Origin of the sequence: Halomonas aestuarii, from assembly GCF_001886615.1 — a bacterium.
Taxonomy (GTDB): Bacteria; Pseudomonadota; Gammaproteobacteria; order Pseudomonadales; family Halomonadaceae; genus Halomonas; species Halomonas aestuarii.
Window position 1 is genome coordinate 366,981 of the sequence record NZ_CP018139.1, and the last position, 16,890, is coordinate 383,870.

Consider the following 16,890-nt stretch of genomic DNA (forward strand, 5'->3'; position numbering starts at 1 on the left):
CTCCCCCTCGTGGTGGTTCAGTGGGTCGCACGGGCCTCGCCCGGCACCGGATATGATGATGACAGGGCGTGCAGCCGGCTCGCCAGCCAGGCGACGAAGGCGGCATCGGGACGCGCCTCGACCTCCAGCACCCAGCTTTCGGCGGGGGCCAGCTCACGGCACTTGACCGCATCCTTGGCGGTCATCACCAGCGGCCGGCCGTCGCCGAAGGCCAGGTCGTCGGCCGAGTAGTGATGGTGGTCGGCGAAGGCGTGCGTGACCGCCTCGACGCCCAGGTCGGCCAGGGTCGCGAAGAACCGCGGCGGATGACCAATCCCGGCCAGGGCATGCACCGGGCCCTCGAAGGGCAAGGGGGCCAGCGGCACGCGCCGACCGTCGCCGAGGCGCCGCCAGGCGGCAGGGGCCAGGACCATGCCGTGGGCCCCGGGCGGTGGCGTGAAGGCGGGTGCGCCGTTGACCACCACAGCATCCACGCGTTCGAGCCGCGAGAGGGGCTCGCGAAGGGGGCCGGCCGGCAGGCAGCGGCCATTGCCGAAACCGCGGGTCCCGTCCACCACCACCAGTTCCAGGTCACGGCACAGCGCTAGGTGCTGCAGGCCGTCGTCGCCGATCAGGATATCGCACCCCGCCTCGAGCAGGCGCCTGGCCCCGCGGGGCCGGTCCGGGTCGACCACCACCGGCAGGCCGGTCTGGTCGGCCAGCATGCGCGGCTCGTCGCCGCAGGACGCCACCGGGGTATCGGCGTCCAGCAGCAGCGGGTAGTGCTCGCAGTGGCCGCCATAGCCCCGGGAGAGGATGCCCGGCGACCAGCCTCGCTGCGCCAGGTGACGGGCCAGCCAGGCCACCAGCGGCGACTTGCCGGTGCCGCCCAGGGTGATGTTGCCGACCACGATGACCGGCACCGGCGCCCGCCATACCGGCTTGCGCCCAGAGGCATAGGCCGTCGCACGACGGCGCACAACCCGACGATAGAGGGCCTCGAGCGGACGCAGGACGGCCAGCCAGGCGTCGCCCCGGTAGGCCGCCGTCAGCCAGCGCTCGCCCAGGCTCGTCATGCGGCCCCGGGCTCCTGGAACTGCAGCCGATGCAGGGCCGCATAGGCCCCGTCGCGGGCCAGCAGCTCATCGTGAGCACCCTGTTCGATGATCTCGCCCTGTTCCATGACCAGGATGCGGTCGGCCCGCTCGATGGTCGAGAGGCGGTGGGCGATCACGAAGGTGGTCCGGCCCCGGCATACCTCCTCCAGGGCCGCCTGGATATGGCGCTCGGACTCGGTGTCCAGCGCCGAGGTGGCCTCGTCGAGCACCAGCAGCGGGGCATCCTTGAAGATCGCCCGGGCAATGGCCAGGCGCTGCCGCTGGCCGCCGGAGAGCATCACGCCGTTCTCGCCCACCACGGTGTCGTAGCCGGCGGGCATGCGCTCGATGAACTCGTGGGCATGGGCGGCACGGGCAGCCGCCTCGATGGCGGCCGGGTCCGCCTGCGGAACGCCATAGGCGATGTTGTCGGCGATGCTGGCATTGAACAGGGTGACCTGCTGGGAGACCAGGGCAATCTGGCGGCGCAGCGGCGCCAGGCGGTACTCGTCCAGCGGCACGTGGTCGATCAGCAGGCGTCCCGAGGTGGGCCGGTAAAAGCGGGGCAGCAGCCCGACGAGGGTCGACTTGCCGCTGCCGGAGCGTCCGACAATGGCGATCATCTCGCCGGGCGTCACCTCGAGGTCGATGCCCTTGAGCACCTCGGGCTGGTCGTCGCCGTAGGCGAAGCGCACCCCCTCGAAACGGACCCGGCCCTCGAGCCGGCCGGGCTCATGGGTCCCGGTGTCACTCTCGGGGGGCTCCTCGAGCAGGCCGAAGAGTTCGGCGGAGGCGGCAATGCCCTTCTGGATCTCGCTGTTGATCTCGGTGAGCTGGCGCACCGGCTTGGCCATCAGCGCGGCAGCGGTAATGAAGGCCACGAACTCCCCCGGCGTCATCGCATCCAGCAGGGTCGGCGACATGGCCAGCCACACCAGCAGCGCCAGCGACAGCGCCACCAGCAGCTGGATCACCGGGGTGCTGGTGGCCTTGGTCAGCGCCTCCTTCATGCTCTGATGGCGGTTGACCTCGCTGGCCTCGGCGAAACGCGCCTTCTCGAAGGCCTCGGCCCCGTGGGTACGCACCACCCGGTACCCAGAGAGGGCCTCGGAGGCGACATGGGTGACGTCCCCCATGGAGCGCTGGATGCGCCGCGAGATCCGCCGGAAGCGCTTGCTGGCATAGCTGACCACACCGCCGATCAGCGGCGTCACGGCGAGGAACAGCAGGGTCAGCATCCAGTTGGTCCACAGCAGGTAGCCCACCAGGCCGATCACGAAGAGGCCCTCGCGCAGAAGTATGGTGACGGCCTTGGTGGCGGCCCCGGTGACCTGCTCGACGTGATAGGTCACCCGGGAGATCAGGTGCCCCGTGGAGTGGTTATCGAAGAAGCGGCCCGGCAGGTGGAGCATGTGGTTGAAGACGTCGCAGCGCAGCACATGGACCAGGTTGCGCGCCACGCTGCTCATGAAGTAGGTGCCGAGGAAGGTGCCGAGTCCCCGGGCCGCGAACATGACGACCACGAACAGCGGCAGGAACAGCCGGAAGGCGGCATCCGGGTCCTGGATGCCATCGATCAGCCGCTTCATCATCTCGGCCAGCGCGGTGCTCGAGGCGGCGTAGATGACGTAGCCGAGGATCGCCAGGGCGAAGGCGCGCCAGTAGGGCTTCACGTAGCCCAGCAGGCGCTTGTAGAGGGTCCAGCCGGAATAGTCGATCACGGTGTCTCCGCTTGAGGGGTTGAGGCGGCTTCCGTGGCGATGCGCACGTGCCGGATCTGGAGCCCGGCGGCCCGGTCCAGCACCCGCACCACGTCGGCGTGGGCGGCCCGGCCATCGGCCTCCACCACCAGGCCATGCTCGCGGGCCTGCTCGGCCTGGGCGGCCAGGGCGTCGCCGACCGTCCCGGCCGTGTAGGCGCGATCGTCCAGGCGATACTCGCCGGTCGCGGTGACCACCAGGGTCACCGGCGCAGCCTCCATGGCCTGGCCGCTCTCGCTCTCGGGCAGCTCGAGTTCCAGCGCCTGGCGGGTCTCGAAAGTGGTCGAGACCATGAAGAAGATCAGCAGCAGGAACACCACGTCGATCAACGGGGTGAGATTGACCTCCACGGGGTCGCTTCGCCGCCGGGGAAACCTCACGACGTCTTCACCCTCGGGGCCGTGCGGCCATCCGCCTCCCGCCGCTCGTCACCGTGGCGCTCGGCCAGCACCAGTTCGCCCGGGTAGTGGGCGAGGTACTCGACCACCTGCCCGGCCTGCTCCTCCATGCGCACCGTGATGTCCTCGATGCGACGCTGGAAGTAGCGATGGAACATCAGGGAGGGAATCGCCACCGTGAGGCCCGCCGCGGTAGTCACCAGGGCGCGGGAGATACCGCCGGCCAGGTCCGCGGTGCGACTGACCCCGTCGCCGCTGACGATCACCGCGAAGACCTCGATCATGCCCACCACGGTGCCCAGCAGGCCGATCAGCGGCGTGATGGCGGCGATGGTGCCCAGCGGGCTCAGGAAACGCTCCATGTCGTGGATCACCGCGGTAGCCGACTCCTGGAGGCGGGCACGCACCTGCTCGTGACCGAGCCGCGCGTTGCGCAGGCCGGCCGCGAGCACGCCGCCCAGCGGGGAGTGGGCCTCCAGCCAGTAGAGGTTGACCTGCCCGTGGGCCACCAGCCGGCAGACCTCCTGCCCCAGACCGCGCGGGGCGATGCGTCCGCCGCGCAGGGTCCACAGGCGCTCGATGATGATCACCGAGGCCACCAGCGAGCAGCCCAGCAGCGGCACCATCAGCCAGCCGCCGGCGATCAGGGCATCCATCATGTCCATGCCGTTCCCCCTGCGTGTCGCCGGCCCGCGGCCGGCTATCAGTGAGGCGATTCTAACGCAAGGCAGCCGACTCCGACACCGCCGTGCCGCCAGGCGAGCGGTCGCTCGGCGACGATCTTCCGGCGCGCCTCGTGACCCAGCCACAGGGTCAGGGCACCGTCCCGGGCGGTACTCCACAGGCAGCTGCCCACCTCGCGGAACCTCCTCACCACGCGGTCCGCCGGGTGACCGAAGGGGTTGTCCCGCGCGGCACTGAAGATCACGTGGCGCGGCGCCAGGTGACGCACCAGCGGCAGGCCGGAGCTGGTATCGCTGCCGTGGTGCCCCGCCACCAGCAGGGTCAGCGCCGGGTCGAGCTCGCCGAGGAAGCGACGCTCGGCGTCACGGCCGACATCCCCGGTGATCAGCAGCCGCTGGTCGCCGACGGCCACCAGCAGGACACAGGACCGATCGTTGGCGGCGAGCCCGGCGGTATCCGGCGGCGGCCAGAGGAGACGAAAGCTCACGCCGTCGCGTTGCCAGCGGCGTCCCGCCGTGCAGGGCTCGGCCGGCAGTCCCTGCGCCTCGCCGGGGGGCGCCAGGAAGCGCCCCACCCGATGCGCGTCGCGCAGGGCCGGCAGGCCGCCGGCGTGATCCTGGTCGGCATGGCTGACGATGACGTCGTCGAAGCGCTGGCCGGGCGGCCACAGCGCGTCCAGGGGCATGTAGCCGGAAGCGAAGCGTGGCCCGGTATCGTAGAGGGCGCGATAGCCGGCGGTGCGCAGCTCGATCAGCTGGCCCTGGCCCACGTCGTGAACCCGGACCCTCAGCAGCCCCTCCGCGGGGACCGGCGACGAGGAGGAGAGCGTCAGCGGGACCAGCACCAGCACGGCGGTGGCCGCCAGGCGCAGGCGCGGCAGCAGGCCCGGCAGCCCCCACAGCAGGCCACCGAGCCCCAGCGCCAGCCCGAACGGAACCACTCGCCCCGGGTCCGGCCGCCACAGGGGCAGCCCGTCGGCCGCCAGTTCGAGGAGGGCGGCCAGGGCGTCGGCCAGCCAGCCGAACAGCCCCCAGCACAGCGCCGAGAGCGGAGGCAGCCAGGCCGTGAGCCAGCCCAGCAGCCCCAGGGGCACCAGCAGGCTGCTGACGAGCGGCACGGCGATCAGGTTGACCAGGGGCGCCGCCGGCGCCAGCCGGTCGAAGGCCAGCAGCACGGCGCCGGCCATCAGCGGCGCCAGCAGCAGCTGGGAGCGGACCAGCGCCCATAGCCAGCCGGCCAGGCCCCGCGGGCGGGGCCTGCCCTGCCAGATCAGGATCAGCAGGGCCACGGCGGCGAACGATAGCCAGAGACCGGGGCGCCAGGCGGAGAGCGGGTCGACCAGCAGCACCACCGCCAGGGCCAGCCACCAGGCCTGCCAGGGCCCGGGCGCGTGTCGCCCGCTTGCCACCCAGAGTCCCACCAAGGTCATGATCATGGCGCGCAGGGCAGGCGGCTCCAGGCCGGCGAGGGTGGCATACCCCACCGCCGAGGCACCGGCGAGCCACCAGGGCCAGACCGCCAGTCGCCATGCCCCGGGCGTGACCAGCCGCGACACCCCCCTGGCCAGCCACAGGGCGAAGGTGGCCACCAGCCCCACGTGCAGCCCGGAGATCACCATCAGGTGGGTGGTGCCGGTCGCATTGAGCAGGTCCCAGTCGGTACGGTCCAGCCGCCCGCTCGCCCCCAGGGTCAGGGCCGCCAGCCATCGCGCGTGGCGCGGCGGCAGCACCTGGGCATCGAGGTGGTCCAGGGCGAGCCGACGCGCCGAGAGGCCGGCGTCGGCGAGCCGCCGTGGTGGCGGGGCGCTACGCACGTAGCCGCTGGCCTGGATGCCCTCCCGCCACAGCCAGCCGCGATAGTCGAAGGCGCCGGGGTTGGCGAAGCCGCCCGGCGGGCGCAGGCGCACCGTCAGCGCCCAGCGCTCCCCGGCCACCAGCTCGGGGGCCTCGAAGAAGGAAAGACGCACCCGGGTCAGGTCGTCACAGGTCGGCAAGCCGACCGCCAGCGCGCGGCAGTCGTCCACCGCCAGGACAAGGCGCGTCAACCGCACGTCCCTGACCACCGAGACCAGGCGCCCCTCGAGGCGCAGGTCCTGGCGGGTCAGGCCGGGGGCGAGCTCGCCGCCGCGCACCATCAGCAGCTGGGCCGCCAACAGGGCCGCGATGCACAGTGCCATCGCGAGGCGTGCCCGACGCCCGGCCAGGGCGGCCAGCAGGCCGACCGCCAGGGCCTCGACGGCCCCCGGCACGGCAAGATGGCTCCCCAGCACGCCGGCCAGCACGGCGAGCGCCAGGGGAATGGCCAGGCCCAGCTGCATGGCATCGTCCCTGAACGGCAAGCAAGGTGACCCGCCCGCCCCACCACGGCGTCACGTTGAGGGGCATCATGGCGAGGCACGCGACTTGTATGGATAATAGCCCGGGTTTCGAAGCCGCGAGCCCCTCGTCAATGCCGCGCCGACTGCTGCAGCGCTACCTGCCCCACCCCGATGCCCTCAGGCGCCGGCGCTCCCTGCGCGTCGTCGGCCACCTGATCGGCAACCCCTCGCTGTGGGTGCTGACGCGGCGCAGCGTGGCCACTGCCTTTTCCGTCGGGCTGTTCAGCGCCCTGCTGCCGATCCCCTTCCAGATGCTGCTGGCCGCCTTCGGCGCCTGGCTGTTCCGCTGCAACCTGCCCCTCTCGATCGGCCTGGTGTGGATCACCAATCCGCTGACGATGCCGCTGATCTTCTTCGGCAACTATCGCCTGGGGGCCTGGCTGCTGGACACCCCGGTGCGAGAGGCGCCGGACCGGATCTCCACCCACTGGATCGCCGAGCAACTGGTGGACATCCTCCCGGCGCTCGCGCTGGGCTCGCTGGTCGCGGCGGTGGTCATCGCCGCCCTGGCCCACCTGACGATCCGCCTGGTGTGGCGCTGGCAGGTATCACGGAGCTGGAAGGAGCGCACGCGGCGACGCCGTCGCCTTCGACAGGCCGTCCCGAAGGAGTGACGCGACACGCAAGCGGCCGGCGCCATGGCGCCGGCCGCTTCTTTCACGGCATGCCCCGTCGGGCTCAGTCGTGGGCGGGCTGCTCGACCAGGCGTCCGCCATCGAGCCGGAGCACGCGGTCCTGGTGGGCGGCCAGGCCCGGATCATGGGTGACGATCACGAAGGCACAGGCCGCGCTTGCCGCCAGCTCGTCCATCAGCGACAGGATGCTTGCCGCGGTGGTCTGGTCCAGGTTCCCGGTGGGCTCGTCCATCAGCATCAGGCTGGGGTCGGTGACCAGCGCCCGGGCGATGGCCACGCGCTGGCGCTCGCCCCCGGAGAGCTCGCCAGGCTTGTGGTCGGCCCGCTCGGCCATGCCGACGCGCTCCAGGATCTCCCGGGCGCGATCCTCGGCCTGGCGCTTGCGCAGGCCCCGGACGATCAGCGGCAGGGCCGCGTTCTCCAGGGCGGTGAACTCCGCCAGCAGGTGGTGGAACTGGTAGACGAAGCCGATATGGCGGTTGCGAAAGCGCCCCAGGTCGGTGTCATTGAGCGACAGCAGGGATTCACCGGCGATGGTCACCTCGCCGCGGCTGGGTCGGTCCAGCCCGCCCAGCAGGTTCAGCAGCGTGGTCTTGCCGGAGCCGGAGCTGCCGACCACGGCGACCCGCTCGCCGGCCCGCACCCGCATCTCCAGCCCGTCCAGCACGGTGAGGTCCCTCGGGCCCTCGCGATAGACGCGCGTCAGATCCGTGCACTCGAGCATCATCCGCTCCGCTCGAGGGATCGCGTCGTGTCGTGGCGTCATGGCCGTCTCACTCATAGCGCAGTACCTCGGCAGGCTGGACCCGCGCGGCCCGCCAGGCCGGATACAGGGTCGACAGGAAGGTCAGGACGAAGGCCGCGGTCACGATGTTGCGCACATCCGACCAGATCAGCTGCGACGGCAGCTCGCTGATGAAGTAGACCCCGGCATCGAGGAAGTGGATGCCGAAGGTGCTCTCCACCCAGCCGATCAGGTCGGACACGGTCAAGGCCAGCAGCACGCCCAGCGAGACCCCGATCAGGATGCCGATCACCCCGATCGCCAGCCCCTGGACGATGAAGATGCCCATGATCGAGCGCGGGGTGGCACCGATGGTGCGCAGGATGGCGATGTCGGCCCGCTTGTCGGTGACCACCATCACCAGGGTGGAGACGATGTTGAAGGCCGCCACCGCGATGATGACCGTCAGCAGCAGCGCGATCATGCGCTTCTCCATCTGGATCGCCTGGAAGAGGTTGCCGTGGGAGTAGGTCCAGTCGAGCCCCCGGTACCCGGGGCCGAGCTCGTTGATGATCGCCTGGGTCTCGCTGCCGGCGGCGAACAGGTCATCGAGTTCGAGGCGCAGCCCCCCCACGGCGTCACCCAGGCGGGCGAGGGTCTGCATGTCCTCGATGTGGGCATAGGCCAGGGAGGCGTCGAGGTCCGCGCCGACGCTGAAGATGCCGCTCACCGTGAAGCGCTTGAGGCGCGGGAATACGCCAGCCGGGGTGATCGAGGCCTCGGGCACGAGCAGCGTGACGCGATCCCCCACGCCGACGCCCAGGCGGCGGGCGAGAATCGACCCCAGCACGACGTGCCACTCGCCCGGCTTCAGGTCATCGAGACGCCCCTGACGCATGTTCTCGTCGACGATCGAGACGCGGCTCTCCCACTCGGGGTCGATGCCGTTGACCATGGCCCCCTCGTTGCGCCCGCCCACCGAGAACATGCCCTGCTGCTCCACGTAGGGCGCGGCGCCGATCACCCGCTCGCGCTCCATGAGGCGCTCCGCCAGGGGACGCCAGTCGGTCAGCCCCCCGGGCGACTCGATCTTGGTGTGGGGCACCATGCCCAGCACCCGGGTGCGCAGCTCATGGTCGAAGCCGTTCATCACGGAAAGCACCAGGATGAGCACCGCGACCCCCAGCATGAGGCCCAGCATGGAGGTGAGGGAGATGAAGGAGATGAAGTGGTTGCGTCGCTTGGCGCGCACGTAGCGCAGCCCGATCAGGAAGGGTAGACGGTCGAACATGGGCACATTCCTTGTCGGCGGGCGCCCATGGTACGGTTTTTTGGCCCCTGCTGCATCGCCGGCAGCGCCCGCTTGCGCGATCATTGCATCATTGCCGATGGCGGCCTACATTGCGCCGGCACGACCCGAGACGACCTGCACGAGACCCGCACCCATGGCCCATCGCCTGCTCCCCGAATGGCATCCCCAGGATGCCGTGCAACTCACCTGGCCCGGCCCCGACAGCGACTGGGCGCCCCTGCTCGAACGCATCGAGGGCACCCTCGAGGCCATGGTGGTGGCCATCGCCCGCTACCAGGCCGTGCTGATCGCCGTGCCGGACGCAGCCACCCGAAGCCATCTGGCCCACCGCTTTGCATGCCTGGGCGTCGATCCCGACCGCCTGCGACTGATGGTCGCCCCCGCCGACGACACCTGGGCCCGCGACCATGGCCCGATCGCCGTGACCCGCGACGGCGAGCCGGTGCTGCTCGACTACGTCTTCACCGGCTGGGGCGGCAAGTACGAAGCCGCCCGGGACAACACCCTGACCCGCCGCCTGGCAGAGGCCGGCGCCTTCGCCTGCCCGGTGTCCTCGAGTGACCTGGTGCTGGAGGGCGGGGCCATCGAAACGGACGGCGAGGGTACCCTGCTGACCACCGAGGCCTGCCTGCTCAACCCCAACCGCAATCCCGGCCTCGACCGGGCGGCCCTGGAGGCGCGCCTGAAGGAGGAGCTCGGGGTCACGCGGGTGCTGTGGCTGAGCAGCGGCCATCTGGAAGGCGACGACACGGACAGCCACGTCGACACCCTGGTCCGCTTCTGCGACCCGGCCACGCTGGCCTATGTGCGCTGCGACGACCCGAGCGACCCCCACTACCCGGCGCTCAAAGCCCTCGAGGACGAGCTCAGGACCCTGCGCCGGCCCGATGGCGAGGCCTATCGGCTGATCCCCCTGCCCTGGCCGCAGGCCTGCCACGACCCGGTGGACGGTCACCGCCTGCCCGCCACCTACGCCAACTTCCTGATCATCAACGGCGCCGTGCTGGTGCCGGCCTACGGCGACAGTGCCGACACCCGGGCGCTCCTCGCCGTGGCCGAGGCCTTCCCGGACCGCGACATCATCCCCATCGACTGCCTGAGCGTGATCCGCCAGCATGGCAGCCTGCACTGCCTGACCATGCAGCTGCCCCGGGGCAGCCTGGCCGACGCCCCCGGGCCAACATCCACGAGGAGAGCCCCATGACCCGCACCCTGAAGGTGGGCCTGGTCCAGCAGCCCGCCTGGCCCGACAAGCCCCGGAGCCTGACCGAGAGCGAGGCCGGCATCCGCGAGCTGGCAGGCGCCGGTGCCCAGCTGGTGATGCTCGAGGAGCTTCACGCCACGCACTATTTCTGCCAGACCGAGGACACCGACCTCTTCGACCTGGCCGAACCCCTCGACGGGCCCACCGGCACCCGGCTGGCGGCCCTGGCCAGGGAGCTCGACATCGTGCTGGTGGGGTCGCTGTTCGAGCGCCGCGCCCCCGGCCTCTATCACAACACCGCCGTGGTGTATGACCGGGAGCGGGGCCGGGTCGGCCACTACCGCAAGATGCATATCCCCGACGATCCCGGCTTCTACGAGAAGTTCTACTTCACGCCGGGTGACCAGGATGACGCCCGCGGCCAGGGCTTCACGCCCATCGACACCTCGGTGGGCCGACTCGGGGTGCTGGTCTGCTGGGACCAGTGGTACCCGGAGGCCGCCCGGCTGATGGCCCTGGCCGGGGCGGAGCTGCTGCTCTACCCCACCGCCATCGGCTGGCACCCGCCGGATGACACCCCAGAGAAGCAGCGCCAGAAGGATGCCTGGACCCTGATCCAGCGCAGCCACGGGGTGGCGAACGGCCTGCCGGTGATCGTCGCCAACCGGGTCGGCCACGAACCGGATCCCTCCAGGGCGACGCCGGGCATCGACTTCTGGGGCGGCAGCTTCATCTGCGGCCCCCAGGGGGAGCTCCTCGCCCATGCCGGGGAGGAGCCCGAACGGATGCTGGTGACCCTGGACATGGCCCGCAGCGAAGAAGTACGACGCATCTGGCCCTACCTTCGTGACCGCCGTATCGACGCCTATGGCGACCTGACACGGCGCTATCGGGACTAGGCGGCCAAGCGGCCAAGCGGCCAAGCGGCCAAGCGGCCAAGCGGCCAAGCGGCCAAGCGGCCAAGCGGCCAAGCGGCCAAGCGGCCAAGCGGCCAAGCGGCCAAGCGGCCAAGCGGCCAAGCGGCCAAGCAAGCGTAGGATTCCCCCAGCAATGGCAAAACCCCGGAGGGCGACCTCCGGGGTTTTGCTTGGCGATTGTTGCTCGGCGCTGATTACTTCCAGAAGTCGCGGATCGAGGCGATCCCCTGGGCGCCCACGGCCCGGGCATGGTGGGCATCGAAGCGCGTCATGCCGCCCAGCGCGAAGACCGGCATGCCGGCGTGTTCCACCAGCTGCTGGAAGTCGTGCCAGCCGATCGGGGCGACGTCTGGATGGGACGGGGTGGTCCGCAGCGGCGACAGGGTCACGAAGTCGCAGCCGATGCGCCGCGCCTGGGCCAGCTGACGACGATCATGGGTGGAGGCCGAGAGCCACTTCCCCTCGGCCAGCGGCCGACGCTCCAGGCTCATCAGCCGGTCGCTGGTCAGGTGGATGCCGTCGGCGTCCACGGCCTCCAGCAGCGAGGGCTCGCCGTTGAGCACCAGCCGGGCATCCCGCTCGCGGCATATCGCGAGGGCCCGCTCGGCACGCTGCAGGAGCGCCGCCTCGTCCAGGGACTTGGCGCGCAGCTGCACCAGGCGCACGCCATCCTCGTCGAGGGCACGCGTCAGCCGCTCGAGGAACCGCGACTCGTCGGCTTCCTCACCGGTGATGAGGAACTCGGTGGGTAGCATCACCGCCCGCAGGATCGGCAGGTTGGCCGCCGGAAAGGGATAGTTCACCAGCTCGTTCATGGGAACCCAGCGCACGGCCTGCCCCTCCCGACCGAACGGCTCACCGGCGAAATCATGCACCTGCCACACGTCCAGCAGGATGTGCTTGTCGGAATATTCATGGTGGATGCGGATCAGCGGCTGTGCCCGCCGGATCTCGACGCCGAGTTCCTCGTGGAGCTCGCGCTTGAGCGCCTCCAGGCCGGTCTCGTAGGGCGCCAGCTTGCCGCCGGGAAACTCCCAGAGGCCTCCATGATCGACGTTGGAGGGACGACGGGCGAGGAGCACCTCGCGGCCGTCGGCACTGATGATGGCGGCCGCCGCCACGTGCACCCTTCTCTTCACCATTGCGTTCATTGGCTCCTACCCGATGATCCACGCGACCGAGTCGCCGCGTGGGGTGTCTGTCTGTCCACCGACCGACGCCGCCGGTCAGCTGCGATAGTCGGCATTGATGGTCACGTAATCGTGGGAGAGGTCCGAGGTCCAGACCGTGGCGCCCTGATCGCCGCGCCCCAGGGAGATGCGGATCTCGATCTCCTCACGAGCCATCACGGCGCTGCCGGCCTCCTCGGTGTAGCCCGGCGCCCGGCCGCCGTTCTCGACCAGGCGCACCTCGCCCAGATCGATGGTGACCCGGTTCACGTCGAAGTCCTCGACCGGCGCACGCCCCACCGCGGCGAGAATGCGCCCCCAGTTGGCATCGCTGGCGTAGAGGGCCGTCTTGACCAGCGGCGAGTGCGCCACGGTGAAGGCCACGTCCAGCGCCTCGCGCCGGCTGTGCGCCCCGTCGACCTGCAGGGTGACGAACTTCGTCGCCCCCTCGCCGTCGCGAACCACCGCCTGGGCCAGCTCGGTCATCACCTGCAGAAGCCCCTCGCGGAAACGCTCGAGCGCCTCCCCCTCGACCACCGGGCTGCCGTGCCCCGTGGCGATCAGCATGCAGGCGTCGTTGGTCGAGGTGTCGCTGTCCACGGTGATGCAGTTGAAGGAGCGGTCCACCGCCTCGCGCAGCAGCTGGTCGAGCAGGGGCTGTTCGATGGCGGCATCCGTGGCCACGAAAGCGAGCATGGTGGCCATGTCGGGACGGATCATCCCGGAGCCCTTGGCGATGCCGTTGAGGGTCACCGTCTCCTCGCCAAGCGCGAGGGTCACGCTGGCGCCCTTGGCCCGGGTGTCGGTGGTGAGGATGCCCTCGCCCGCCGCCTGCCAGGCGCCGGCCCCGTCATCGAGGGCCTGGACGGCGCCGGGCAGCCCCGCCAGCAGGCGGTCCATGGGCAGCGTCTCGCCGATCACCCCGGTGGAGAACGGCAGGACACTCTGCTCCTCCACCCCGGCCAGCCGCGCCAGCTCGGCACAGGTCGCGCGGGCATCGCGCAGGCCCACCTCTCCGGTGCCGGCGTTGGCATTGCCGGTGTTGATCACCAGGTAACGCGCCCCCTCTCCGCGGGCCTCGCAGGCGGCGAGGTGCTCTCGCGCCACCGTCACCGGCGCCGCGCAGAAGGCATTGCGCGTGAAGGCGCCCGAGACCCGGGCGCCCTCCGGGATCTCGATGACCACAAGGTCACGTCGACCGGGTTTCTTGATGCCGGCCATGGTGGTCCCCAGCCGCAGCCCCTCGATAACCGGCATCTTCGGAAAACGCGTCTCGCCCACTGCCATCGTCTCGTCTCCTTTCCCGGCCGGGTCCTCCCCGGCCTGTCGCCTCAGTTCAGCTTCCCGCAGCACTGCTTGTACTTCTTGCCCGACCCGCAGGGGCAGGGATCGTTGCGGCCCACCTTGGGGCCCTCGCGGCGCAGCGGGCGACCGTCGGCACCGGGGGCCGGGGCGGCGGGCGCCTCGCCCTGCTCGCCGGCGGCCATGGCGGGCTCGTCGTGACGGCTCGCCGCCGAGGCCTTCTCACGTTCCAGGGCCTCGCGACGCTGGCGCTCCAGGGCCTCGACCTCCTCGGGGCGGCGCACCTGAACGTGGCTGAGGATGCGCGTCACGTCGGCCTTGATGTTGGTCAGCAGGTGCTGGAACAGCTCGAAGGATTCACGCTTGTACTCCTGCTTGGGGTTCTTCTGGGCGTAGCCGCGCAGGTGGATCCCGCGGCGCAGGTGATCCATGGACTGCAGGTGCTCCTTCCAGCGGGTGTCGAGCACCTGGAGCATGGCCTGCTTCTCGAAGCGGCGCATCAGGGCCTCACCGGCCTCCGCGACCTTGGCCTCGTAGGCCTCGCGGTGCATGGTCTGGAGCCGTTCCCGCAGCTGCTCCTCATGGAAGCGCTCATCCTGCTCGGCCCACTCCACGACCGGGGCGTCCAGGTTGAACTCGCTCTTCAGATGATCCTGGAGACCCGCCAGGTCCCACTGCTCGGCCAGACTCTGGGGCGGCACGAATTCGCTGATGGCCTCATCCAGCACCTCCTCGCGGATGCCCAGGACGCTGTCGGAGACATCGTCGGCGGCGAGGATCTCGTTGCGCTGCTCGTAGATGACCCGGCGCTGGTCATTGGCCACGTCATCGTACTCGAGCAGCTGCTTGCGGATATCGAAGTTGCGCCCCTCGACCTTCTTCTGGGCCCGCTCGACGGCATTGGAGACCATCTTGTGCTCGATGGCCTCGCCCCGCTCGAGCCCCAGGGCCTGCATCAGGCGCTGGACCCGGTCGGAGCCGAACAGCCGCATCAGGTTGTCTTCCAGGGAGAGGAAGAAGCGCGTGGAGCCCGGGTCGCCCTGGCGACCCGCGCGGCCCCGCAGCTGGTTGTCGATGCGCCGGGACTCGTGGCGCTCGGAGCCGACCACGTGCAGGCCACCGGCCTCGAGCACCGCGTCGTGGCGCGCCTGCCACTCCGCCTTGAGCCGCTCGAGCTCGGCCTCGGAGGGGTTCTCCAGCTTGGCGGCCTCGGCCTCCCAGTTGCCGCCGAGCACGATGTCGGTGCCGCGACCGGCCATGTTGGTGGCGATGGTGACTGCCCCGGGGCGACCGGCCTGGGCGATGATCTCCGCCTCGCTCTGGTGCTGCTTGGCGTTGAGCACGTTGAAGGCCATGCCGGCCTGCTTCATCAGGTTGGCCAGGTACTCGCTGGTCTCGATGGAGGCGGTACCGACGAGCACCGGGCGGCCCGCTTCCGTCTGCGTCTGGACGTCCTCGATGATCGCCTCGAACTTCTCCTCGGCGGTGAGGTAGACCAGGTCGTTGAGGTCCTGGCGGACCAGCGGCCGGTTGGTCGGAATCACCACCACGTCCAGGCCGTAGATCTGGCGGAACTCGAAGGCCTCGGTATCGGCGGTGCCGGTCATGCCCGAGAGCTTGTCGTAGAGGCGGAAGTAGTTCTGGAAGGTGGTGGAGGCCAGCGTCTGGCTCTCGCGCTGGACCGGCACCCCTTCCTTGGCCTCCACCGCCTGATGCAGGCCTTCCGACCAGCGCCGACCCGGCATGCTGCGACCGGTGTGCTCGTCGACGATCACCACCTGGCCATCCTTGACGATGTAGTCCACGTCACGGTGGTAGAGGTGGCGGGCGCGCAGCGCCGAATGCATGTGCTGAAGCAGGTTGAGGTTCTGGGCGGCGTAGAGGGAGTCGGCCTCGCCGAGCAGGCCCTGATCGCGCATCAGCGCCTCGACCTTGTGGTGGCCGCCCTCGGTGAGTTCCACCTGCTTCTGCTTCTCGTCGAGGGTGAAGTCGCCGCTTTCGGGATCCTCCTCATCGCTGCACTGCTCGAGATGGCGTGCCAGGCGATCGACCACCTGATAGAGCTCGGTGTTCTCGTCCACCGCCCCGGAGATGATCAGCGGGGTGCGCGCCTCGTCGATCAGGATCGAGTCCACCTCGTCGACGATGGCGAAGTGCAGGTCTCGCTGCACCTTCTCCTCCAGCGAGAAGGCCATGTTGTCGCGCAGGTAGTCGAAGCCGAACTCGTTGTTGGTGCCGTAGGTGATGTCACAGCCGTAGGCGTGACGCTTCTCCTCCGGCGTCTGGCCGGAATAGATCACCCCCACCGAGAGGCCGAGGAATTCATAGAGCGGACGCATCCACTCGGCGTCGCGGCGTGCCAGGTAGTCGTTGACCGTGACCACGTGCACGCCCTTGCCCGGCAGGGCATTGAGATACACCGCAAGGGTCGCCACCAGCGTCTTGCCCTCGCCGGTCTTCATCTCGGCGATGCGACCACTGTTAAGGGTGATGCCGCCGACCATCTGAACGTCGAAATGGCGCATCCCCATGACGCGCCGACTGGCCTCGCGAACCGTGGCGAAGGCTTCCGGGAGCAGGGTATCGAGGGGTTCGCCCCCCTCGAGACGCTCGCGAAAGTGATCGGTACGGGCCCTGAGGGCGGCCTCGTCGAGGGCCTCGAGCTCGGCTTCCAGGCCGGTGACATCCGCCACCTGGCGGTTCATGCGCTTGACGTCGCGGTCGTTCTTGGAGCCGACGACCTTGCGTAACAGGTTGTTGATCATGAAGGGTCCAGTTGCTGCATGTGGCATCTCGTCGCGGGCATCGGCCCGCGACCTCTCCGGGGACGGTTGATCACCGGCCCACGGGAGGGCCACGACGCGACAGGACGTCATGGGCGGCGACCGGATGGCAGGACACCGCCACGGGGCGGGGGGAGGCCCTCGACGCCGCCCTCGGCCAGACCACGATCCGAAGGATCCAGCGCACCAGGGCGCGACGGCGCGCCTGAAGCCGGGAGCGCACGCGCAACAGCGCGGGCACCAGGATGCTGACCTGGGCGGCACGCTCGATGGGTCGCAGGGACTCCACCTGGGCGAGGCTCGCCGGCAGCAGGCACCCCACCAGCAGGCCAGCCAGCCACCAGCGAGTCGCTCGGCGCATGCGCCGCGTGCCCTGTGGGCCAGCGCAGTTGTCGGTGATGGCAGGGGGCATGCTGTCGAGGGCCTCCGGTGCGTGCTAGGCTCTGGCTGTTCACAGGCCGCCTGGGTGGGCGGCCGACGGGTAACGTCAGGGGTTCGGCCCCGAGAATCAAGCTGATGAGTATAAAGGTTAAGCGGTTCCGAGCACAG

14 protein-coding genes are annotated in these 16,890 nt (G+C 70.2%); 3 read left to right on the plus strand and 11 right to left on the minus strand.

From position 1 onward, the window contains the following. Positions 1-17: 17 nt before the first annotated feature. Genes lpxK through BOX17_RS01660 form a run of 5 tightly spaced genes read right to left on the minus strand, consistent with a single transcriptional unit; the run spans position 18 to position 6,235 of the window. Positions 18-1,055 (minus strand): tetraacyldisaccharide 4'-kinase, encoded by a 1,038-nt coding sequence (gene lpxK, locus BOX17_RS01640; RefSeq protein ID WP_071941757.1) that lies wholly within the window; start codon positions 1,053-1,055, stop codon positions 18-20. Continuing rightward, positions 1,052-2,797: a lipid A export permease/ATP-binding protein MsbA gene (gene msbA / locus BOX17_RS01645; RefSeq protein ID WP_083582038.1), complete on the minus strand. Its 1,746-nt coding sequence runs from the start codon at positions 2,795-2,797 to the stop codon at positions 1,052-1,054. The genes lpxK and msbA overlap by 4 nt, the downstream gene beginning before the upstream one ends. Further along, on the minus strand, positions 2,794-3,216 hold the full coding sequence (locus BOX17_RS01650; RefSeq protein WP_071941758.1) for an ExbD/TolR family protein: 423 nt from the start codon (positions 3,214-3,216) through the stop codon (positions 2,794-2,796). Before BOX17_RS01650 ends, msbA begins: the two co-directional genes overlap by 4 nt. Further along, positions 3,213-3,899, minus strand: a complete 687-nt coding sequence (locus BOX17_RS01655; protein ID WP_071941759.1) for a MotA/TolQ/ExbB proton channel family protein — start codon at positions 3,897-3,899, stop codon at positions 3,213-3,215. Before BOX17_RS01655 ends, BOX17_RS01650 begins: the two co-directional genes overlap by 4 nt. 38 nt (positions 3,900-3,937) lie before the next feature. Next, complete coding sequence (locus BOX17_RS01660; protein ID WP_071941760.1) at positions 3,938-6,235, minus strand: DNA internalization-related competence protein ComEC/Rec2; 2,298 nt, start codon at positions 6,233-6,235, stop codon at positions 3,938-3,940. Between the two features lie 131 nt (positions 6,236-6,366). On the opposite strand from BOX17_RS01660, the gene BOX17_RS01665 reads away from it, so the two are divergent. Further along, entirely contained in the window at positions 6,367-6,909 is a 543-nt protein-coding gene (locus BOX17_RS01665; RefSeq protein ID WP_071941761.1) for a DUF2062 domain-containing protein, read from the plus strand. A 64-nt stretch (positions 6,910-6,973) separates the two neighbouring features. On the opposite strand, the gene BOX17_RS01670 is transcribed toward BOX17_RS01665, so the two are convergent. Together BOX17_RS01670 and BOX17_RS01675 are read right to left on the minus strand one after the other, a co-directional pair. Beyond that, the gene (locus BOX17_RS01670; protein WP_244272184.1) at positions 6,974-7,696 is read right to left on the minus strand and encodes an ABC transporter ATP-binding protein; all 723 of its coding nucleotides are present in this window, start codon (positions 7,694-7,696) and stop codon (positions 6,974-6,976) included. A gap of 7 nt (positions 7,697-7,703) precedes the next feature. Further along, positions 7,704-8,945, minus strand: coding sequence for a lipoprotein-releasing ABC transporter permease subunit (locus tag BOX17_RS01675; RefSeq protein ID WP_071941763.1), 1,242 nt, complete (start codon positions 8,943-8,945; stop codon positions 7,704-7,706). Positions 8,946-9,099: 154 nt separating this feature from the next. Here BOX17_RS01675 and BOX17_RS01680 point away from each other — a divergent pair, with 154 nt between their 5' ends. Further along, entirely contained in the window at positions 9,100-10,170 is a 1,071-nt protein-coding gene (locus BOX17_RS01680; protein WP_071941764.1) for an agmatine deiminase family protein, read from the plus strand. Next, the gene (locus BOX17_RS01685; protein WP_071941765.1) at positions 10,167-11,069 is read left to right on the plus strand and encodes a carbon-nitrogen hydrolase; all 903 of its coding nucleotides are present in this window, start codon (positions 10,167-10,169) and stop codon (positions 11,067-11,069) included. The genes BOX17_RS01680 and BOX17_RS01685 overlap by 4 nt, the downstream gene beginning before the upstream one ends. A 212-nt stretch (positions 11,070-11,281) precedes the next feature. Here BOX17_RS01685 and BOX17_RS01690 read toward each other — a convergent pair whose 3' ends face one another. From BOX17_RS01690 to BOX17_RS01705, 4 genes are all read right to left on the minus strand, one after another. Next, a complete protein-coding gene (locus BOX17_RS01690; protein ID WP_071941766.1) occupies positions 11,282-12,229 on the minus strand; it encodes a Nudix family hydrolase in 948 nt (315 codons plus the stop codon). An 84-nt stretch (positions 12,230-12,313) separates the two neighbouring features. Beyond that, a complete protein-coding gene (gene argJ, locus BOX17_RS01695; protein WP_071941767.1) occupies positions 12,314-13,543 on the minus strand; it encodes a bifunctional glutamate N-acetyltransferase/amino-acid acetyltransferase ArgJ in 1,230 nt (409 codons plus the stop codon). A 44-nt stretch (positions 13,544-13,587) separates the two neighbouring features. Further along, positions 13,588-16,323, minus strand: a complete 2,736-nt coding sequence (secA, locus tag BOX17_RS01700; RefSeq protein ID WP_071941768.1) for a preprotein translocase subunit SecA — start codon at positions 16,321-16,323, stop codon at positions 13,588-13,590. A gap of 70 nt (positions 16,324-16,393) precedes the next feature. Beyond that, positions 16,394-16,702 (minus strand): hypothetical protein, encoded by a 309-nt coding sequence (locus tag BOX17_RS01705; protein ID WP_083582209.1) that lies wholly within the window; start codon positions 16,700-16,702, stop codon positions 16,394-16,396. Positions 16,703-16,890 lie beyond the last annotated feature (188 nt).